This is a genomic window from Rhodanobacter sp. B04 (genome assembly GCF_002001125.1).
Lineage (GTDB): Bacteria > Pseudomonadota > Gammaproteobacteria > Xanthomonadales > Rhodanobacteraceae > Rhodanobacter.
Genome location: NZ_MUNV01000006.1, coordinates 302,551 through 324,218, shown reverse-complemented (window position 1 = coordinate 324,218; position 21,668 = coordinate 302,551). Strand labels below are relative to the sequence as shown.

Here is a 21,668-nt window from a genome sequence, read left to right as displayed (position 1 = left end):
GGAGCTTAATCAACCTGACGCAGGTTTGGACAGCACAGCCTTCAGGCGACTTGTTTGATCGTCGTTGCCGCCAACTCATTGAGCACCTGCACGATCGAACCTGCGGCCTCACGTCCGTCATGCACGGCGCGCACCACCAAGTCGGCACCACGCATGTTGTCGCCACCGGCGAATACCCGCGGGTGGCCGGTCTGGAATGGCAACCGACCAGTGCCGCCAGCGCGAATGCGACCGCTGGCATCCAGCGCGATGCCATGTTCAGCGCACCAGGCCGGCGGACTCGGGCGAAAACCGAATGCCTGGATCACCACGTCGGCACGCAGTTCGGTTTCGCTGCCTTCGACATTGCGCGGGCATAGCCGGCCATTACCGTCGTCAACCAGTTCGGTGGTCACCACGCGCACGCTGCACACCCTGCCCTGCTCACCGAGCAATTCCAGCGGCTGCCGGTGAAACAGGAAGTCGACGCCTTCCTCGCGGCTGTAGGCCACCTCACGCCGCGAGCCGGGCATGCTCGCCTCATCACGCCGATAGACGCAGGTCACCGACGCCGCGCCGAGGCGGATCGCGGTGCGGTTGCAATCCATGCCGGTGTCGCCGCCACCGAGCACCACCACATGCTTGCCGTTGAGATCGAGCGCCGGCGGCACCGGCTGATCGTCGAGCAGGCGGTGGGCGTTGGCGATCAGGAACGGCAGTGCGTCATGCACGCCAGCGAGTTCGCGCCCCGGCAGCTCGCCATCGACGAAGGTATAAGCGCCGGTGCCGATGAACACCGCGTCGTAATCGGCCAGCAGGCTCCCGAACGCGATGTCGCGGCCGATCTCCACGCCGAGATGGAACTGCACGCCCATCCCTTCCAGCACTTCGCGACGCGTGCGCACCACTGCCTTGTCCAGCTTGAACGGCGGAATGCCGAAGGTGAGCAGACCGCCGATTTCGCGTTGGCGATCGAATACATCTACTGCAATACCGGCGCGACGCAGACGATCCGCGCATGACAAACCGGCTGGGCCAGCACCGACCACCGCCACACGCCGACCGGTTTCCACCACGCCGGACAGATCCGGACGCCAGCCCTGACGAAAGGCTTCGTCGGTGATCGAGCGTTCGATGCTGCCGATCGTCACCGCGCCAAAATCGCCCTGCTCCAGCGTGCAGGCGCCTTCGCACAAACGATCCTGCGGACACACGCGTCCGCAAATCTCCGGCAACGGGTTGGTCTCGTGCATCAGGGTGGCTGCCTCGAACAGGCGCCCTTCCTGCACCAGCTTCAGCCAGTCCGGGATGTAGTTGTGCACCGGGCAGGCGTGCTCGCAATACGGGTTCCCGCAATCGAGGCAGCGCTCGGCCTGGCCGACTGCCGAAGCGGGCGCGAAGTCGCCGCTGATCTCGCCGTAGCCGAGCACGCGGATCGCCACCGGCACCGCCTTCGGCGGCTGGCGCGGCAGGTCGAGGAACTGAAAAAGTTTGTCGCTCATGGGATGACTCCAGAAGTGAGGGAAGAGGAGTGAGGAGGGGGAGAAAGCGAAGCCATGGCAACTCGCTCTCTCTTCTCACTCCTCTCCACTTTCTCCTCGCTCTTCCTCATGCCGCCCTCCGCAACTCTTCGGCCAGCGCCGCGAGGCTCGCGGCCTTCGGCTTCACCAGCCAGAATTTGTATTGCAGGCCGCGGAAATCGCGCAGCACCTGGCGCCCCCAGTCGCTGCCGGTCAGCTCCACATGGCGCGTGACCAGACCGCGCAGATGCTGCATGTAGTTCTCCATGCCCTCGGGCGAGATGCGCAGGATGTCGACCAGCTCGTGGTTGTAGCAGTCGACGAAATCACGCTCGAGATCGAGCACGTAGGCGAAGCCGCCGGTCATGCCCGCTCCGAAGTTCAGGCCGACTTTGCCGAGCACGGCCACCACGCCACCGGTCATGTATTCGCAGCAATGGTCACCAGCGCCCTCCACCACCGTCAGCGCGCCGGAATTGCGCACCGCGAAGCGCTCACCGGCACGGCCCGCGGCGAACAGCTCGCCACCGGTGGCCCCGTACAGGCAGGTGTTGCCGATGATCACGGCATCCTGACTGGCAAACGGTGAGTCCTGCGGCGGGCGTACCACGATGCGGCCGCCGGCCATGCCCTTGCCGACGCCATCGTTGGCCTCGCCGGTGAGGTCGATATGCACGCCCCCGGCATTCCATGCACCGAGACTCTGTCCTGCCGCGCCTTCCAGATTCAGCACGATCGCGTGTTCGTCCATCCCGTGGTCGCCGTGCCGGCGCGCGATGGCACCGGACAACCGCGCGCCAATCGCACGATCGGTATTGGCGATCGTGTAGCTGAAGTGACCACCTTCACCCAGTTCCACCAGTGGCGCCGTGTCCGCCGCGATGCGCGAGGCCAGCGCGGCCTCGTCGCGCACCGGATTGCGCGCCAGCGTGCAGGCGAAGTCGCTGCTCGCGCCGAGCCCAAGGCCATCGATCAACGGCGTGAGGTCGAGCTTGTGCTGCACCGGCGTGACACCTTCGAGCTGTTCCAGCAGATCGGTGCGGCCCACGATCTCGCCCAAGCTGCGCACGCCCAGCTGGGCCAGATGCGCACGCACGTCCGCGGCGACGAAGCGGAAATAGTTCATCACCATCTCCGGCAGGCCGATGAAGTGCTCCTTGCGCAATATGGGATGCTGCGTGGCGACACCGGTGGCGCAGTTGTTGAGATGGCAGATGCGCAGGTACTTGCAGCCCAACGCCACCATCGGGCCGGTGCCGAAGCCGAAGCTTTCGGCGCCGAGCAGGGCGGCCTTGATCACGTCCAGACCGGTCTTAAGACCACCGTCGGTCTGCAGCCGCACGCGGCCTCGCAGGTCGTTGCGACGCAGGGTCTGCTGCGTCTCGGCCAGACCCAGCTCCCACGGCGTGCCGGCGTACTTGATCGAGGTGAGCGGGCTGGCGCCGGTGCCGCCGTCGTGGCCGGAGATGGTGATGAGATCGGCGCCGGCCTTCACCACGCCGGCAGCCACCGTGCCGACGCCCGCATGCGAAACCAGCTTCACCGAGATCAACGCGGTCGGGTTCACTTCCTTCAAGTCGTGGATCAGCTGTGCCAGATCCTCGATCGAGTAGATGTCGTGATGCGGCGGCGGCGAAATCAGGCCGATGCCGGGCTTGGCGTAACGCAGCCGCGCGATGGTGGCATCGACCTTGTGGCCGGGAAGCTGACCCCCTTCGCCCGGTTTGGCACCTTGCGCGATCTTGATCTGCAGCACTTCGGCGTTGACCAGGTACGCCGGCGTGACGCCGAAGCGGCCGGAGGCGACCTGCTTGATCTTGGACATCTTCTCGGTACCGTAGCGCGCCGGATCCTCACCGCCCTCGCCGGAATTGCTGCGCGCGCCCAGCCGGTTCATGCCGATCGCCAGCGACTCGTGCGCCTCCGGCGACAGCGCGCCGAGCGACATGCCGGCCGAATCGAAGCGCTTGAGGATCGCCTCGGCCGATTCCACTTCATCCAGCGGAATCGGCGACGTGGCCGGCTTCACGCCAAGCAGGTCGCGCAAGGCCGACGGTGGCCGATGATCGACGTAATTGGCATAGGTGCGGTAATCGGCCGGATCGCCGCTGCGCACCGCCTTCTGCAGGCTGGCGATCACGTCCGGGTTGTACATGTGGTACTCGCCGCCGTGCACGAACTTGTACAGGCCGCCGGCACGCAACGGCAGGGTGCGGTTCCACGCTTCCGCAGCCAGCAGACGTTGCTCGTGCTGCAGCTCGGCGAAGCCGGCGCCACCGATGCGCGAAGGCGTGCCTGGGAAGCACAGTGCCACCACTTCCGGCGCCAGCCCGACGATCTCGAACAGCTGCGCTCCGCGATAGCCGGCGACGGTCGAGATGCCCATCTTGGAAAGGATCTTCAGCAGCCCCTTGCGGATGCCCCGCCGGTAGCTGCGGCCGATTTCCAGCCGGTCGCCGTCGATGTGCCCATCGTGGCCCAGTTCGAACAGGCTCTGGTAGGCCAGCCAGGGATAGATCGCGGTGGCGCCGAAACCGAGCAGGCAGGCGAACTGGTGCGAATCACGCGGCGTGGCGGTTTCCACGATGAGGTTGCACTGGCAGCGCAGGCCCTGCTCGATCAGGTGCGCATGCACCGCACCGGTGGCGAGCAGGGAGTGGATCGGCAACTTGTCGCGTTCCGGATAGCGGTCGCTGAGGAACACCAGCGCGCCACCGCCGCGCACCACCTCGGCTACCTCGCGGCAAAGCCGCCGCAGCGCCGCCTCCAGCCCTTCTTCCGGCGCATACATCAGGTCGAAGCGCGGCGTGCCGGTGAACGGCGGCAGCGCCAGCAACTGGCGCAGCTTGCGCTGCGACAGGATCGGCGAATTGATCAGGATCTGCTTCGCGTTCTCCGGCTTCAGCTCGAACACGTTGCCTTCCGCGCCGATCTGGGTGACCAGCGACATCACCAGCTTTTCGCGCAACGGATCGATCGGCGGGTTGGTGACCTGCGCAAAGGCCTGGCGAAAACGGTCGAACAACGGCCGCACCTGGCGCGACATCGCCGCCACCGGGGTGTCGTCGCCCATCGAACCGGTAGCCTCCGCCTCGAGCTCGGCAATCACCTTCAGCACGGTCTCGCGCTCCTCGCGCGAAAGACCGTACAGCTTCTGGTAGCAGTGCAGTTCGTCCGCGGGCAGCGGTTCGGCGGCCAGCGAGGGATCGATCAGATCCGACTCCAGGTAGCTCACGCCGGCACGCAGCCAGTCGCGGTAGGGCGCGCGACGGCGGTTGATGTCGTCGATGTCGGCATCGCGCAGCAGGCGATGCGTGTCGAAATCCACCGCGATCATCTCGCCCGGCGCCAACCTGCCCTTGGCGACCACCTGCGCCGACGGCACATCCCACAGGCCGGCTTCGGAGGCGACGATCAGGTGGTTGTCGGCCGACCGCGCCCAACGCGCGGGACGCAGGCCGTTGCGGTCCAGCGTGCAGGCGGCATAGCGGCCGTCGCACATCACCAGCCCGGCCGGGCCGTCCCACGGCTCGCTGTGCAGCGCGTAGTACTCGTAGAACGCGGCCAGGTCCTCGTCGATGCCTTCGCGCGCGGCGAACGCGGGCGGCACCAGCACGCGCATCGCGGCCAGCAGGTCGAGGCCGCCGGCCAGCAGCACTTCCAGGGCGTTGTCCAGGCTTTCCGAATCCGAACCCTGCTGGCGCACCAGTGGCCCGATGTCCGAAAGATCCACCCGCGGCGAGCGCATGATCGACTCGCGCGCCTGCATCCAGCGCCGGTTGGCGCGGATCGTGTTGATCTCGCCATTGTGGGCAAGCAGGCGGAACGGCTGCGCCAGCCGCCATTGCGGCGTGGTGTTAGTGGAAAAACGCTGATGGAACACCACCGCGTCCGCCACCAGCGCGGCATGCGAGAGATCGGCGAACACCTCACGCAGCCGTCCCGGTGCGGCCATCGCCTTGTAGCCGATCACCTGCGCCGACAGGGTCACCACATAGAACTGCGGATCGTCGGCCAGCGCGGTCTCGGCACGGCGCCGCGCACGAAACAACGCCAATTCGAACGTCTCGTCGCCCATCGCGGCACCGGCATTCACGAACACCTGGCGCACGCGCGGCTGCGCGGCGGCGGCCAGCGGGCCACAAGCCTCCGCATGCACTGCCACCTCGCGCCAGCCAGCAACAACCACGCCCTCTTCCATCAGATGACGTTCGAGCACCTGCACCGCTGTCTCGCCACCGGCGGGATCGAGAAACACCAGACCTGCGGCGAAGCGTTCGCCAACGGCGATGCCCGATTCATTCGCCAGCGCGCGCAACCAGTCGTGCGGCCGATGGATCAGCACACCGCAGCCATCGCCACTGACGCCGTCGGCATTCACTGCACCGCGATGCGAAAGCTTCGCCAGCGCCGCGAAGGCCGTGTCGACCACCCACGCGCTGGCGCGACCATCGATCTGCGCGACCAGCCCGAAGCCGCAGCTGTCGTGCTCGAACGCGGCGTCATACAACGTGGTGTTGCCTGCCTGCGCCATCTTGCCTCTCCGGCGAACGGATATGCTGGGCGCGCGCGGCCAGCGATGCCATCAGCACCGTGGCTGCACACGTGGTGTGGCCCGACTAAAGCACAGTTGTTGCGTCGCGTCAAAAGTTATTTGGACGGCTATATGCCTGCGCGTGCGATTGTCATCCGTCGATCATGCCTGCCGGGATCAAGCGTGACTCACCGCTGCCGCATCGACATCCGCACAACCAGTGTGCCGATGTGGCGGCCTGTGGCGGCTTTTCGACCATACCAGTGTGGCGGACGTGCCTTCTCGCCGTTCCCGGCTCGCTCCAACCGCCCGGCTCGACGATAATCGGCGCATGCCCACGCCCAATCGCATCACTCGCGCCTTCCTTCCCTGCCTGCTGGCCAGCATCGCCCTCGGTGGCGCCTGCATGGCACCCCCCGCGCTGGCGCGCCAGGACAGCCAGAGCCAGGCCGAACAGGCCGAAGCGAAGCAGAAACTGGCCGACCTGCGCAGCAAGATGGAGGCGCTCGCGAAACAGCAGGCCGATACCGCCGCTCGTCGCGACAGCGTCAATGCGGAACTGGCCAAGCAGGCCAATGCGCTGGCCGGCGCCGCGCGGGCGGTGCGTCAGACCGATGCCGAGCTCAGTGCCAAGCAGCAACAGCTGGATCAGCTGCAACAGCAGCGAGCCACCCTGAAACAGACCCTGGATGGCCAGCGTGCGGCGATTGCCGACCTGCTGCGTGCCACCTACGCGCTTGGCCAGGGGTCCGACCTGCGCCTGCTGCTGGGCGACGAAGACGTGGCACGCATCTCACGCGCCCTGGTCTACTCGAAATACTTCCAGCAGGATCGGGTGCAGCGCGTGCAGCAGCTGATGGCCGACCTGGCCAAGTTGCAGGAGCTGGAGACCGCGATCACCGCCGAGCAGCAGGCGCTGCAGGCCACCAAGGCGCAACGCGAGCAGCAGGCGAAGACGCTGGCCGAGCAACGCGCCGCACAACAGAAGCTGGCTGCCGATACCGATGCGCAATACAAGGACCAGGCACAGCGGCTGGCCGCGATGAAGCAGAACGCGCAATCGCTCAACAACCTCGTCGACAAGCTGCAGAAGGCGATCGACGAGGCTGCGCGCGAAGCGGCCGCGCGCGAGGCTGCGACGCGCGCGGCGGCCGCCAAGAAGTATCCCGGGCGCAAGCTGCCGCCACCGCCGATCGAGGTCGGCGGCGCCAGCGCGAACATCCGCGGCAACCTGCCATGGCCGGCCAGCGGCGATGTCCACAGTTACGGCAGCGGCGTGCTGATCAAGGCCGGTGGCGGCAGCGAGATCCACGCGGTGGCGCGCGGCCGGGTGATCTACGCCGGCTTCCTGCGTGGCTACGGCATGCTGCTGATCGTCAGCCACGGCAACGGCTGGATGAGCATGTACGGCAACAACGAGACGCTGCTGCACGGGGTCGGCGACCAGGTCGAGGCCGGCGAGACGATCGGCACCGCCAGTCCACCCACCGGGATCAATACCGGGGTGTATTTCGAACTGCGCAAGGATGGCCAGCCGGTCGATCCGCGCAGCTGGCTGAGCCAGCGTCGTTGACGCCGGCTCCGGCGCGCCGCAGGCTAGCGACATGCCCTCGATGACCGAGGCCGGATGAATTACGCCGGCATGCGGTTGTCCAAGGCAGTGTCAGCCCTTTCCGTCGCGTGGCCGCGCGATTACCGCTTGTTGTACGGAGTCACCCGCATGCATCTTTCCAACCGTCGCCAGATCGCCTTGCTGCTGGCCATGCCGCTGCTGTCGACACCTCTCGCGTTCGCACAATCTGCGCCGGCCAGCGCCGCCAGCGTGGCCGCGCCGCCGGTCGACCTGTCTGCCAGCGACACGCCGGCCCATGCCAGTTCCTCGGCCGACCAGGTGGACCTGGACGACATCCGCAACTTCAGCCGCGTCTATGAGGTGGTGCGTCAGGCCTATGTGGAGAAGGTCGACAACAAGACCCTGATGAAGGCCGCAATCACCGGCATGCTCAGCGGCCTCGACCCGCACAGCGAATACCTGGACAAGGACGGCCTCACCCAGCTCGACGAGGACACCACCGGCCAGTACAGCGGCCTGGGCATCGAGGTATTGCAGGTCGACGGCGGCCTGCGCATCGTCTCGCCGATCGACGACACCCCGGCGGCACGCGCCGGCATCAAGGCGGGCGACAACATCGTCAAGATCAACGGCACGGTGATCGATCCGCAGAATGTCGACGACATGTTCAAGCAGCTGCGCGGCAAGCCCGGCAGCAAGATCACGCTGACCATCGTGCACCCGAACAGCGACAAGCTGATCGATCTGCACCTGGTGCGCGAGAACATCGCGATCAGCAGCATCAAGGTGCGCGAGCTTGAGCCCGGCTATGCCTACATCCGGATCAGCCAGTTCCAGGACGACACCGCCAGCGACCTGATCCGCAAGCTCGGCGAGCTGATCAAGAAGAACGGCGCGCAGCAGGGCGCGGTACTGGATCTGCGCAACAACCCCGGCGGCCTGCTCACGGCGGCGGTGGGTGTCAGCGACGACTTCCTCAACGCCGGCGTCATCGTCACCACCCGCGGCCGCATGCAGGACGCCAACATGAGCTTCAGCGCCCACCCCGGCGACCAGCTCAACGGCGCGCCGATGATCGTGCTGGTCAACAACGGCACCGCCTCCGCGGCCGAGATCGTCTCCGGCGCGCTGAAAGACAACCATCGTGCGCTGATCATGGGCCAGCGCACCTTCGGCAAGGGCGTGGTGCAGACCGTGCTGCCGCTGGATGCGGATCATGCGGTGAAAATCACCACCGCGCGCTACTACACGCCGAACGGCACCTCGATCCAGGCCGAAGGCATCAAGCCCGACATCGCGCTGGCCGACCTGACCGTGAACAAGGCCGACAGTGCTCCGGTGCTGATCAGCTCCGAGGCCGACCTGCCGAACCACCTGGCCAACGAGAACGCCAAGGCCGGCACCAATATCGACGACGATGGCAGCGCCGCCGACGGCAAGCTTGCCACCAGCGATTACGCCTTGTCGCAGGCGCTCAATGTGCTGAAGGGCATGGCGCTGGGCAAGGCGCCCGCTGACCGCTGACACTCGGTCAGCGGGCGCCGCTTGCTGCTGGAACGGCTACGTTGCGGCTGGCCAGCCGATCGCTCGACCAGCCGCCACCAAGCGCGCGGATCAGCTGCACGCTGGCACGCAATTGCTGTGTGTCGAGGTTGAGCAGGCTGCGCTGCGCATCCAGTGCGGTCGTTTGCGCCTGCACCACGTCGAGATAGCCGACCGCGCCCTGCTTGTAGCGGTCCATCGCCAGGTCCACGGAATGCTGCGCGGCATCGGCGGCATCCTTCTGGTCGCTTTTCGCCACGCCGACGTGAGCGATCTGCGCCAGGTTGTCCTCGACCTGGGCAAATGCGTTCAGCGCGACACTGCGGTAGCGCGCACCGGCTTCATCAGTCGCGGCCTTGGCCGCCAGCACGCCGGCCTTGCGCTTGCCGCCGTCGAAGATCGTCTCGAACAGCGTCGGGCCGATCGCCCAGAAATAATTCGGCGCGGCCAGCAAGCCAGGATACTGGGCGCTCTGGAAACCGCCCTGCGCACTCAAGGTGAGCGAGGGAAAATAGGCGGCGCGAGCCACACCGATCCGCGCATTCGCGGCAGCGACACGACGCTCCGCCGCGGCGATATCCGGACGCCGCTGCAGCAGCGTGGTCGGCACGCTGACCGGCACCTGCGGCAGGGCGATCTCCGCCGTCTGCGCGGCCAGCGTGAACTGGTCGGCCGAATCGCCGACCAGCACGGCGATCGCATCCTGTACCAGCATGCGCTGCGCCTGCGCCTGCGCCCACAGTGACTTGGCCGAGGACAGCTGGGTCTGCGCACGCGCCACGTCCAGCCCGGACACCAGACCGCCGGTGTGCAAGGTCTCGGTGAGCTGCAACGCCTTCTGGTACGCAGCGATACTTTGCCGGAACAGCGCAATCTGCTGGTCGAGACCACGCAGCTGGATGTAGTTGTCGGCCAGCTGCGCCTGCAGGCTGAGCTGCGCGGAAGCGAGGTCGGCGGCGGCGGCCAGCGTCTCGTCCCTGCCCGCCTCGACCGTATTGCGCACGCGGCCCCACAGATCCAGCTCGTAGTCGACTTCGGCGCCGGCGGTGAACGAGTTGTACTCGGCCGGCGAGGTGGCGCCGCGCAACGGCTTGGTATCCGACTCGCGATCGCGCTGGCCGTTGGCGCTGGCGCCGATGGTCGGAAACAGGCCCGAACGTGCCTGCAGGTCATACGCCTGCGCCTGCCGGTAATGCGCCAGTGCCGCGGCAAGGTCGGCATTGTTGTCGAGCAGGCGCTGCTGCAGCTGATCGAGCTGCGTGTCCTGGTAAAGCCGCCACCAGTGATCGCGCGGCAGCCGATCGGCAGGCTGCGCCTGTTGCCACGGCCCGTTGTCCTGATAGGACGTCGCCACGGGCACCAGCGGCACCTTGTACGCCGGCGCCAGCGAACAGCCGGCCAGCATGGCGCCCGCCATCAGGGCGAAGACAAATTCAGGCTTTCGCATGGGACTTGGCCGCAGCTGGTGGAACGGCAATCTGCACGCGGTCGCCATCGGCAAGACCATCCGGCGGGCTGTCGATCACGCGATCATCGGCGCTCAGGCCGGAACCGATCTCCACGCTCTTGCCGTAGTCGCGCCGGATCGTCACCGTCTTGAAGCTCACCCGGTCGTCGGCATCCACGGTGGCCAGACGCAGGCCGCTGGCGTTGAAGATCAGCGCACTGGCGGGCACGCGCAGCGAAGCCTCACTGACAGCCTGATGGAGGCGTACGTTGGCAAAGCTGCCCGGCATCAGCTTGTCGTCGGCGTTGTCGACCGACAGCTGGATCAGCGTGCTGCCGGAACCGGCATTGACCGCCTGCGCGGAGGCCTCGACCCTGGCGGTGAACGTGCGGCCCGGATATTCCGGCACCGTGAGTGTCGCTGCAGTACCTGCCGGAATCGACGGCACGTAACTCTGCGGCACCTGCACGTAGACGCGCAGCTTGCGCACATCGGACACCACGAACAGGGCCTGGCCACTGCTGCTGCCGGGATTGATCAGCGCGCCGATGTCGGTATTGCGTGCGGTGACCACGCCATCGAACGGCGCCACGATGCGGGTATAGCCCTTCATCGCCTCGATCCGGTCCACGTTGGCCTGGGCCGCATGCGCCAGCGCCTGCTTGGCGGTGAAATCGCCGGTCTTCTCGTCCACTTCCTGCTTGGCGACCGAATCGGAGCCGAGCATCGCCTGCCAACGTTTCGCGGTGGTGCCTGCCAGGGCCGCGTTTGCCTGGGCGCTGGCCAGATCGGCCTTGGCCTGCAGCAACTGCTGGTCCAGGTCGGGCGTCTCGATCTCGGCCATCAACTGACCGGCCTTGACCGGTGCACCGATGTCGACCTTCCACGATTTCAGGTAGCCGCCGACGCGCGCATAGATCGGTGCCTGCGTGTACGCCTCGATGCGTCCGGGCAGTTCCAGCGGAGCGCCGGCCTCGCTCTTTTCGGGCGCAGCGACATTGACGGTCGGCACCGTCTGCTGATCGGTCCAGGCTTTCAGGCGCTTGGCCTCGACGATGCGCGTGGCGATGCCGATGATCACGATGGCCACGATCACCACCACGGCGATCAGGCCGGCAAGCCGCATGCCGCGATGCGATGGCAGCGAAGCCTTGGGGAAGGTTGAATCAGACATGGACGGGCTCTCCGGAAGCAGGCACCGGTGCAGAAGCATGGTGATAACGCGCGTGGATGATGCTGAACACCACCGGCACGAAGAAAAGGGTGGCGGTCGTGGCGAAGATCAGGCCGCCGATCACCGCGCGACCGAGCGGCGCATTCTGTTCGCCGCCCTCGCCTAGGCCGAGCGCCATCGGCGCCATGCCGATGATCATCGCCAACGCCGTCATCAGCACCGGGCGGAAGCGCACGTAACCGGCCTCCAGCGCGGCGTCCAGCGCACGGCCATGCTCGAACAGGCGTTCGCGGCAAAAACTCACCACCAGGATCGAGTTGGCGGTCGCCACGCCCATGCACATGATCGCGCCGGTCAGCGCCGGCACCGACAGCGCGGTATGCGTGGCGAACAGCATCCACACGATGCCGGCCAGCGCGGCGGGCAAGGCGGTGATGATCACGAACGGATCGCTCCACGACTGGAAGTTCACCACGATCAGCAGGTAGATCAGCACCATCGCGCCAAGCAGGCCGAACAGCAGGCCCGAGAACGCGCTGTTCATCGTCTGCACCTGGCCGAGCAGCTCGACATGCGAGCCCTTGGGCAGGTCCCTGGCATGCCCGTTCAACACCCTCTGGATATCGCCGGCCACGCCGCCCAGATCGCGATCCTGCGTGGTCGCGAAGATCTGCACGACCGACTGGATGTTGTACTGGTCGACCACCGCATTGGTGGTCTGCCGCCGCAACGTCGCCAGCCCGCCCAGCACCTGCGATGCCCCGTTGCTGCCGGTGATCGAGAGATTGCGCAGCGACGACAGCGAGTCGAGCGTGTACTGCGGCGTCTGCATCACGATCGGGTAGGAGATGTCGTTGGCCGGGTTGAGCCAGAAGGTCGGCGCGACCTGGCTGGAACCGGCGAGGTTCACCACCAGGCTGTTGGTGACGTCGCGCTCGGTGATGCCGAGCAGTTGCGCCTGCGTGCGGTCCACATCGATGTTGAAGCCGGGATTGGCCTGCGACTCCTGGATGCGCGCATCCACCACGCCCGGTATGCGCTTGATCTCGCGCAGCAAGGTGTCGGCGTATTTGAAGTTCGCCGGCAGGTTGTTGCCGCGGATCTGCAGGGTGATCGGTGCCGGCGAACCGAAGTTCAGGATCTGGCTGACGATATCGGCCGGCGGGAAGGAGAACGTCACGCCCGGGAATTCCCGCGGCAGCCGCTCGCGCATCTGTCGCACGTATTCGGCGGTCGGGCGATGCCCTTCGTTCAGTGCAATCTGGATGTCGCCGTCCTGCTCGCCGATGGTGCCGGTGTTGTTGTAGGTATTGTTGATGCCGCTGTTGGACAGCCCGATGTTGTCGACCAGGGTACCCAGCTCGCTGGCCGGAATGATCCGCTTGACGCTCTTCTGGATCTGCGCGAACAGCTCCGCACTCTGCTCCAGCCGGGTGCCCACCGGCCCCCGCACGTGCATCAGGATCTGCCCGGCATCCACGTCGGGGAAGAAGTTGCGCCCCAGCATCGGCACCAGCGCGAACGAAAGCACCACGAAGGCCAGAAAGCCGGTCACGAAGATCCGCCGATGCGCCATCGCCATCGCCAGCAGGCCGTGGTAACCGCCACGTACCTTCTCGAAGGAAACTTCGAAACCGCGCTGGAAGCGCACCAGCGGATTGCGCGTCGGCGGCGCCTCGACATGCTGGCCGTGCTCGTCGACATGCGGATGCAGCATGTATTTGGCCATCGTCGGCACCAGCGTGCGCGACAGGATGAACGAGGCGATCATCGCGAACATCACCGCTTCGGCCATCGGCACGAACAGGAAGCGCGCGACACCATTGAGGAAGAACATCGGCACGAACACGATGCAGATGCACAGCAGCGACACGAATGCCGGCGTGACGATCTGCGCCGCGCCGTCGAGGATTGCCGGCTCGACCTGCTTGCCCTGCTCCAGATGCCAGTTGATGTTCTCGATGGTCACCGTGGCATCGTCGACCAGGATACCCACCGCCAGCGCGAGGCCGCCCAGGGTCATGATGTTGAGCGTCTCGCCGATCGCCGACAGCGCCGCGATCGAGGCCAGGATCGCCAGCGGAATCGACACCGCGATGATCACCGTGGAGCGCCAGCTGCCGAGGAACAACAGGATCATCAGGCTGGTCAGCGCCGCCGCGATGATGCCTTCGCGCGCCACGCCGCTGATCGCCGCGCGCACGAAGATCGACTGGTCGCCGATCGGCGCCACCTTGAGGTCGTCCGGCAGGCTCGACCGCGCATCTTCCAGACGCTGCCGGATCCCGGCGACGATCGCCAGCGTCGATGCCGAGCCGTTCTTGAGCACGCTCATCAGCACCGAGCGGTTGCCGTCCACGTGCACGATGTTGGTCTGCGGCGGGCTTCCATCCAGCACGTGCGCCACGTCGCGAACGTAGATGGTGGTGCCGTTGACCGTCTTGACCGGCAGGTCGCCCAGTTGCTTGAGCTCGCTCGGCGCATTGTTGAGCTGCAAGGTGTACTCGAACGTGCCGATCTTCTGCGTGCCCACCGGCGTGATCAGGTTCTGCGCGGCCAGCGCATTGGCCACGTCCGCTGCGGAAAGGCCGCGCGCCTGCAGCGCCGCCGGGTCGATGTCGATCTGCACCTGGCGGGTCTTGCCGCCGTATGGATAGGGAACCGCCGCACCGGCCACCGACACCAGCTGCGGACGCAGGATGTTGAGCGCGAGATCGCCGAGGTTCTGCTCGGTCAGTCCCTTGCCCGACAGGGCCAGCTGGATGATCGGCACGGTCGAGGCGTTGTAGTTCAGGATCAGTGGCGGGGTCACGCCCGGCGGCATCTGTTTGAGCAGGGTCTGCGATACCGCGGTCACCTGCGCGTTCGCGGTGGCGATGTTCACCGTCGGCTGGAAGAAGATCTTCACGATGCCGAAGCCGGCGATGGATTTCGCCTCGATATGCTCGACGTCATTGACCGTGGTGGTCAGCACCCGCTCGTAGGGCGAAGTGATGCGGCCTTCCATCTGGTCCGGCGACAGGCCGGTGTACTGCCACACCACCGCGATCACCGGGATGCGGATATCCGGAAAGATGTCGGTCGGTGTCCGCAGCGCGGAAAGCGGTCCGATGATCAGGATCAGCAGCGCGAGAACAATGAAGGTATAGGGTCGCGACAAGGCGATCCGCACGATGCCCAGCATGGAGTATCCAGCGAGAATGTTGCGTAGCGTCAAATTTTGACACGCGACGCCTCGCCGGGACCGATTCAGCGCATGAAGATATTTTCATATTCGGCTGATGCGCCGCGTCGAACACGGCTCGTGCTGCACATGGCCACCGCTGCTACACGTTGGCGGCATCGCGGCAATGCAGGCTCAAACGCGCGCCACGATCACTATCGGCAATCTGCAGGGTATAGCCATGCAGACCTGCAATCGCACTGACGATGCTCAGGCCCAACCCGGAACCTGGCGTGCTGCGGCAACTCTCCGCCCGATAGAAGCGGCGCGTCACGGCGACACGCTGGTCAACCGGGATACCTGGCCCGCTGTCACACACGTCCACCCATGGACCGTCTTCGGCAGCGCGCGCGCGGATATCCACGCGGCCACCTGGCGGCGTGAACTTGATCGCGTTGCCGACCAGGTTGCTGAAGGCTTCCAGTAACAGGTGCCGATCCGCCCGGATCATCGGCAGCGACGGAAGTTGCAGCTCCAGTTGCTGGCCGCGATCTTCGGCCAGCGGTAGATACAGTGCATGCACTTCGCGCAGGATCTCAGCCAGATCGACCCGGTCGAAGCCGGCGCGGCGTTGCTGATTCTCCAGCTCCGAAATCCGCAGCAGTGCCCGAAACCGATTGAGCAGCGCATCGGTGTCGACCAGGCACGCCTCCAGCGTCGCGTTCTCGCTGCTGTCTTCGTCGAACTGTTGCTGCAACCGGTATATCCGCGCACGCAATCGAGTCAGCGGGGTGCGCAGGTCATGCGCGATGTTGTCGCACACCCCTTTCACTTCGCCGAGCAGGCGTTCGATCTCGTCGAGCATCGCGTTGACGATGCCGGCCAGCATGTCCAGCTCATCGCCACGCCGGCTTACCGGCAGGCGTTGGGCCAGATCGCCGCGCATGATCGGCAGCGTGGCTTCGCGAATCGCGTGCACGCGCCGCAACGGCCCGCGGGTAAGCAGCCAGCCACCGAGCAGGCCAGGCACCACGGTCAGCGACATGCCCCACAGCAGCGCCTGCAGGATGATCGTGCCGATCCGGTCGACGATGCTGGTATCCCGCGAGACCAGCAGGATGCGCCCGTCCTCCAGGCGCACGGCTGCGGCGCGCACGCTGACATGCGCGTGGCCATCGTTGCGCTCGAGACCTTGCGGCACGATGGCCACCGGGCCATTCACCGCCACCTTCGGCGGCAGCGCGGTAATGGTGCCGGCAAGCGGCTTGCCATGCGCATCGAACAGTCCCCACGCGTTGAGTTGCCGGGTCTCCAGCGATACATAGTCGTTCAACGCATGCCGACGCGTGGGCTCGTCCAGCATCGTGAAATAATCCGCCTGACGACCGATCAGCTCGTTGGACACGCGCGTCAGATAGCTCGCCGCCTGCCAGTGGATCAGGCCGATCACCACGATGCCCCACAGCGCGAAGAACGAACCGTAGATCAGGACCAGGCGCGCGGTGGTGGAGCGCCAGTTGTCAGTCAGTCTGCGCAAGGCTGTACCCCGAACCGCGTACGGTATGGATCAGCGGCGCGCGGCCCGCTGCATCGATCTTCTTGCGCAGGCGGCCGATATGCACGTCGATCAGGTTGGTGCCGGGGTCGAAATGAAAACCCCACACCGTCTCGAAGATCATCGTGCGGGTCAGCACCTGGCCGGCGTTGCGCATCAGGAATTCCAGCAGCTTGAATTCGGTGGGCAACAGCGACAGCTGCGTGTCGCCGCGACGCGCCACATGCCGCACCAGATCGAGTTCCAGGTCGGCCACGCAAAGCAGCGTCTGCTGCGCCTGCTGGCGATGGCGGCGCAGCAGCACATCCACCCGCGCCACCATTTCGTCGGGAGCAAACGGCTTGGTCAGATAGTCGTCGCCGCCGGCACGCAGGCCGCGCACGCGCTCGTCGACATCGCTCAACGCGCTGATCATCAACACCGGCGTCGCGATGCCTTGCGCACGCAACTGGGTCACCACGCTCAGGCCATCCATGCCGGGCAACATCAGGTCCAGCGTGATCACGTCGTAGCCGGGATCCGCCGCGCGCGCCAGGCCTTCGCGCCCCTCCGCCACCCGGTCGGCATCGATGCCGTGATTGGCCAGTTCCGTCGCGATCTCGCGCGCCGTGACGTCGTCGTCTTCGATGACCAGAACGCGTGGCATCAGCCTTGTGTCATTCAACAGGAAGGCGGCTAGCATAACGAAACGGCCTCCCTGCGGAGGCCGTTTGGCATGACACCGATGCCGTGCAGGCTCAGGCGGCGAACAGGCCGCGCATCTTCTTCATCGCATTCGCCTCGACCTGGCGGATGCGTTCGGCGGAGACGCCGTACTCGTCGGCCAGATCCTGCAGCGTGGCCTTGTCGTCATCCAGCCAGCGGCGCTGGATGATGTTGCGCGAACGCTCGTCGAGGTTCTTCAGGGCGCTGGACAGCGTCGACATCTGGTTGTCGGCATCGTCGGCGTCGGCCACGTTCTCGTAGGGGTCGGCGCCTTCGTCGATCAGGAACGCCGCCGGCGCCGGCTTCGCATCGTCGTCGGCATCCGCCGGCGCCTCGAAACCGATATCACGGCCGGACAGGCGCGATTCCATCTCGCGCACGGTCGCCTCGGGCACGCCCAGATCCTGCGCCACCGTGCGCACTTCGGCCGCATTCATCCAGCCCAGGCGCTTCTTGCTCTTGCGCAGGTTGAAGAACAGCTTGCGCTGCGCCTTGGTGGTGGCGACCTTCACGATGCGCCAGTTCTTGAGGATGAATTCGTGCATCTCGGCGCGGATCCAGTGCACCGCAAAGCTGACCAGACGCACGCCCTGATCCGGATCGAAACGCTTCACGGCCTTCATCAGGCCGATGTTGCCTTCCTGGATCAGGTCGGCCAGCTGCAGGCCGTAACCGCTGTAGCCGCGCGCAACGTGCACCACGAAACGCAGGTGCGACATCACCAGCTTCTTGGCCGCAGCCAGGTTGGCTTCGTCGAGGAAGTCGCGCGACAGTTCCTGCTCCTCTTCCTGGCTCAGGACGGGAATGCGATGAACCGCGGAGATATAGGCATCCAGACTGCCGACGACGCTGGGCAGCGGGAAATTGGCGGTCACCAAGGCTTGGGACATGGGTGGAACCTCCTAAATGACATCAAAGTTTAGCACTCGGATACTTAGAGTGCTAAAGCCCGGTTTTGGTTCCGAGCTATAATGAACCGTATAGTATATATATTTATCGCCCTTGTCCAGCCCCCAACAGCACCGACATGAGGGCCGCACGGCGGCGTTCAAGCGGGCGTCAAAGCGCCCTGCAGTGCGGTACGCGGCGGCAGCGACCAGTCGATCGCTGCCTGACCGCGGCTCTCGAGGTAGCGGTTGGCTGCTGAAAAATGCCCGCAACCGATAAAGCCCCGATGCGCCGACAGCGGCGAGGGGTGTACCGAACTAAGTACGCAATGCCGACGAGCGTCGATCAGCTGGCCCTTGCGCTGGGCGTACGAGCCCCACAGCAGGAATACCAGGCCCTCGCGTTCGCGGTTGAGCGCGTCGATCGCCGCATCGGTGAAACCTTCCCAGCCCTTGCCCTGATGCGCGCCGGCACGGCCATCCTCGACCGTCAGCACGCTGTTGAGCAGCAGCACGCCACGGTCGGCCCAGGGCGTGAGGCAACCGTGCTCGGGCCGCGCGATGCCGAGGTCGCGCTGGATTTCCTTGAAGATGTTTTCCAGCGACGGCGGCACGCGCACGCCGGGGCGTACCGAGAAACACAAGCCATGCGCCTGGCCCGGCCCGTGGTACGGATCCTGGCCGAGGATCACCACCCGCACCGCATCGAATGGCGTGTGCTCGAACGCGGCGAAGATTTCCGGCCCGGGCGGATAGATCCGCTTGCCAGCCTGCTTTTCCGCACGCAGGAAGGCCGACAGCGCCTGCATGTCCGGGCGCTGCAGATAGTCGCCCACGCGCGCCTTCCACGACGGCTCCAGCCGGACCGGCGCCGCCTCGCTCATGCCTCGCCCGCGTGCTTGCGCAGGTGCTTCGCCACACGCAGCTGGAACAGCAGCTTGGTGATCAACAGCTTTTCCTCGACCGGCTTCTCGACCAGGTCGTTGGCACCGGCCTTGATCAACGCGGCCTGGTTGGCCGGGTTTTCGTCGCCGGTCATCACCAGCACCGGCAGCCGACCCTTGCCGTAACCGAACTGCTCGCGGATGTGCTTGAGCAGGTCGCCACCGGTCAGCTCGCCCTTCAGGCTGACATCGGTCAGCACCACGTCGGCGCCGACCCAGCCGAGTGCCCGATCGGTCTCCAGCATCGCCAGTGCGTCCTCCACGCTGACCACATGGCGAACGGTGAGACCGATCTTCTCCAGCATGCGCCGGGTCGCCAGGGCCACCACGCGACTGTCCTCGACGTACAGCACGGTGCCCTCGGCGGTCGTCTGCGCGCTCACATAGCCGCGAATGAATTCGGCCAGCGCCTGGAAACCGAGCGCCTTGTCGAAATAATCGGTGACATGCTCGCCCAGCGAACGCCGGTGCAGGCGATCCTCGACATCGCCCGACACCACCACGATCGGCACGTAGATCTGCGGCGCCGACTCGCGCACGAAGCGCGCCAGCTCCAGCCCGTCCATGTCGGGCAGGCGCAGCGCGATGGTGATGAAGTCGAACACGCCCTCGCCGAGCATCTGCTGTGCATCGGCACCGCTGCCGCAGCCGACCACCTCGACGCCGGGCAATTCCGCCTGCAGTACGCGGGTGATCAACTGCCGCACCACGCGCGAACCGTCCACCACCAGCACGCGCGGCGCCTCGGTGAGCAAACGGTTGCTTATATTTGTACTCATTCCTTAGCTCACCCACCCAACCCGTGGCGATCCCTGGCCAATGAACCCGCGGTCACACCCCCTGCGCCCGCTTGCCTGGCGATCGTGCACCAACGGCGACGCCGATGGCTGCGATTCGTATCACTCTGCCGCAAGATGGCTATACCGCCTTGCGCAATTGCCATGCGCTTACCAGTCGCGCCCCCAGCCAGCCCAGTGCAGCCGCGGCCAGCGGCACCGCCAGCAACAACCACAGCGGCAGGCCGCCCACTTGCAGTTTGCCATCATATGCCCGACTCAACTGCGCCACCGGTCCGGCCAGTGCGAACTCGATCAGCACCGCCAGCAGCGCCGCCAGCATGCCGCTGAGCAGGCCGTACCAGATGCCGGCATACAGATACGGCCGGCGCACGAACGCACTGCTGGCACCCAGCAACAGCAGCACGCCGATTTCCTCGCTGCGGCTGGCGATGTCCACCCTGACCGTATTGCCGACCACCAGCAGCGCCGCCAGCGTCAGCAACGAGGCCAGTACCAGCACCACGCGGTTGCCGACACCGAGCAAGGCGTCCAGCCGCTGCCGCCAGCTGCCGCTGTCCTGCACCATGTCGACGCTGTGCAGCTCGCGCACGTCGCTCACCAGCCGCTCGACGGCAGCGGCGTCCAGGTCGGCACGCGGCTGCAGTTGCAGCACGTACGGCAGCGGGTTGCTGTCCAGCGTCTGCAGGGCGCCGGAGAAACCCTGCATCTTCGCCAGTTCGTCCATGCCCTGCTGCGGGGTTTTCACGGTGATCGCGGCCACTTCGGGGCGATCGCCAAGTTGCTTGGCCAGCAGCTGAGCCTGCTGCGCGGTCTGACCCGGCTGCAGGAAGACGCTGACGGCCTGGCTCTGGCCCAGCGCTTCACCGAGCTTCTGCACATTGCCCAACAACAGGTAAAACGCCAGCGGCAAAGCCAGCGCCAGGCCCATCACCGCAATCGTCAGCAGGCTGCCCAGCGGGCGCGAGGCCAGCCGGCGCAGGCTGGCCGCTGCGCTCCAACCGTGGTGCTCCTGCCAGCCGGCGAAACGGCGACCGTGGCTGTGTTCGTTGCGCGGGGTCTCTGCCGCGGGCGTCTGCAGCGTTTCGGACGGCATGCTCACAGCACCTCCTGCGCGGCGAGATCGGCCACCAGTCGGCCATGGTCGAGCACGATCACGCGCTTCTTCATGCGCTTGATCAATGGCAGGTCGTGACTGGCGACCAGCACCGTGGTGCCGACCTGCTGGAACTCGCCGAACAGGCCCATGATCTCCACCGCCAGCTGCGGGTCGAGGTTGCCGGTCGGCTCGTCGGCGATCAGCAGGGCCGGTCGCGCCACGATCGCGCGGGCGATGCCGACGCGCTGCTGCTCGCCGGTGGACAACGTCGCCGGCAGCTGCCGTTCGTAGGCAAGCAGGCCAACCTTCTCCAATGCAGCACGCACGCGCCGGGCACGCTCGGCGCGTGCGATGCCGCCGATCACCAGCGGCAGCTCGACGTTGGCGAACACGCTGCGCTCCATCAGCAGGCGGTGATCCTGGAACACCATGCCGATCTGTCGACGCCACTTCGGAATGCCGCTGCGGCGGATCTTCGTCAGATTCTTGCCGTCCATGCTGATCGTGCCATGCGAGGGCCGCTCGATCAGGCCGAGCAACTTGAGCAAGGTGCTCTTGCCGGCACCGGAATGACCGGTGACGAAGGCCATCTCGCCGGTCGGTACCTCGAACGAAAGCTGCGAGAGCGCCTCATGGCCGCCCTCGTAGCGCTTGCTGACTTGATCAAAATGGATCACCGAGTATCCCCGAGCCGGCCTGTCGTCTTGCCAGCGGCAAGGATAAGGGAAGCCGATGCCAAGATGCGGACT

At 66.0% G+C, this 21,668-nt stretch carries 14 protein-coding genes; 2 read left to right on the top strand and 12 right to left on the bottom strand.

Annotation, left to right across the window (positions count from 1 at the left end):
* Nucleotides 1-41: 41 nt before the first annotated feature.
* Together B0E46_RS04130 and gltB are read right to left on the bottom strand one after the other, a co-directional pair.
* Nucleotides 42-1,481, bottom strand: a complete 1,440-nt coding sequence (locus B0E46_RS04130; protein ID WP_077554431.1) for an FAD-dependent oxidoreductase — start codon at nt 1,479-1,481, stop codon at nt 42-44.
* Nucleotides 1,482-1,587: 106 nt separating this feature from the next.
* Nucleotides 1,588-6,033, bottom strand: a complete 4,446-nt coding sequence (gltB, locus tag B0E46_RS04125; RefSeq protein ID WP_077554430.1) for a glutamate synthase large subunit — start codon at nt 6,031-6,033, stop codon at nt 1,588-1,590.
* A 331-nt stretch (nt 6,034-6,364) separates the two neighbouring features.
* Between gltB and B0E46_RS04120 the strand changes: the two genes are divergently transcribed.
* Complete coding sequence (locus B0E46_RS04120; protein ID WP_077554429.1) at nt 6,365-7,606, top strand: peptidoglycan DD-metalloendopeptidase family protein; 1,242 nt, start codon at nt 6,365-6,367, stop codon at nt 7,604-7,606.
* A 147-nt stretch (nt 7,607-7,753) separates the two neighbouring features.
* Nucleotides 7,754-9,130: a S41 family peptidase gene (locus B0E46_RS04115; protein ID WP_077554599.1), complete on the top strand. Its 1,377-nt coding sequence runs from the start codon at nt 7,754-7,756 to the stop codon at nt 9,128-9,130.
* 7 nt (nt 9,131-9,137) lie between these two features.
* Here B0E46_RS04115 and B0E46_RS04110 read toward each other — a convergent pair whose 3' ends face one another.
* The 10 genes from B0E46_RS04110 to ftsE all read right to left on the bottom strand — a co-directional run bounded on the left by B0E46_RS04110 (nt 9,138) and on the right by ftsE (nt 21,596).
* Nucleotides 9,138-10,595 carry an efflux transporter outer membrane subunit gene (locus B0E46_RS04110; RefSeq protein WP_077554428.1) on the bottom strand — a complete coding sequence of 486 codons (1,458 nt, stop codon included), beginning with the start codon at nt 10,593-10,595 and terminating at the stop codon, nt 9,138-9,140.
* Nucleotides 10,582-11,769: an efflux RND transporter periplasmic adaptor subunit gene (locus B0E46_RS04105; RefSeq protein WP_077554427.1), complete on the bottom strand. Its 1,188-nt coding sequence runs from the start codon at nt 11,767-11,769 to the stop codon at nt 10,582-10,584. The genes B0E46_RS04110 and B0E46_RS04105 overlap by 14 nt, the downstream gene beginning before the upstream one ends.
* A complete protein-coding gene (locus tag B0E46_RS04100; RefSeq protein ID WP_077554426.1) occupies nt 11,762-14,953 on the bottom strand; it encodes an efflux RND transporter permease subunit in 3,192 nt (1,063 codons plus the stop codon). Before B0E46_RS04100 ends, B0E46_RS04105 begins: the two co-directional genes overlap by 8 nt.
* A 142-nt stretch (nt 14,954-15,095) precedes the next feature.
* A complete protein-coding gene (locus B0E46_RS04095) occupies nt 15,096-16,469 on the bottom strand; it encodes an ATP-binding protein (RefSeq protein WP_254425032.1) in 1,374 nt (457 codons plus the stop codon).
* On the bottom strand, nt 16,453-17,133 hold the full coding sequence (locus B0E46_RS04090; RefSeq protein ID WP_077554597.1) for a response regulator transcription factor: 681 nt from the start codon (nt 17,131-17,133) through the stop codon (nt 16,453-16,455). The genes B0E46_RS04095 and B0E46_RS04090 overlap by 17 nt, the downstream gene beginning before the upstream one ends.
* Nucleotides 17,134-17,224: 91 nt before the next feature.
* The gene (gene rpoH, locus B0E46_RS04085) at nt 17,225-18,082 is read right to left on the bottom strand and encodes an RNA polymerase sigma factor RpoH (RefSeq protein WP_077554424.1); all 858 of its coding nucleotides are present in this window, start codon (nt 18,080-18,082) and stop codon (nt 17,225-17,227) included.
* A gap of 158 nt (nt 18,083-18,240) precedes the next feature.
* Nucleotides 18,241-18,963 (bottom strand): uracil-DNA glycosylase, encoded by a 723-nt coding sequence (gene ung / locus B0E46_RS04080; RefSeq protein ID WP_077554423.1) that lies wholly within the window; start codon nt 18,961-18,963, stop codon nt 18,241-18,243.
* Nucleotides 18,960-19,802 (bottom strand): response regulator, encoded by an 843-nt coding sequence (locus B0E46_RS04075; RefSeq protein WP_077554422.1) that lies wholly within the window; start codon nt 19,800-19,802, stop codon nt 18,960-18,962. The genes ung and B0E46_RS04075 overlap by 4 nt, the downstream gene beginning before the upstream one ends.
* A gap of 139 nt (nt 19,803-19,941) precedes the next feature.
* Nucleotides 19,942-20,922: a permease-like cell division protein FtsX gene (gene ftsX, locus B0E46_RS04070; RefSeq protein WP_077554421.1), complete on the bottom strand. Its 981-nt coding sequence runs from the start codon at nt 20,920-20,922 to the stop codon at nt 19,942-19,944.
* The gene (gene ftsE, locus B0E46_RS04065) at nt 20,919-21,596 is read right to left on the bottom strand and encodes a cell division ATP-binding protein FtsE (protein ID WP_077554420.1); all 678 of its coding nucleotides are present in this window, start codon (nt 21,594-21,596) and stop codon (nt 20,919-20,921) included. The genes ftsX and ftsE overlap by 4 nt, the downstream gene beginning before the upstream one ends.
* Nucleotides 21,597-21,668 lie beyond the last annotated feature (72 nt).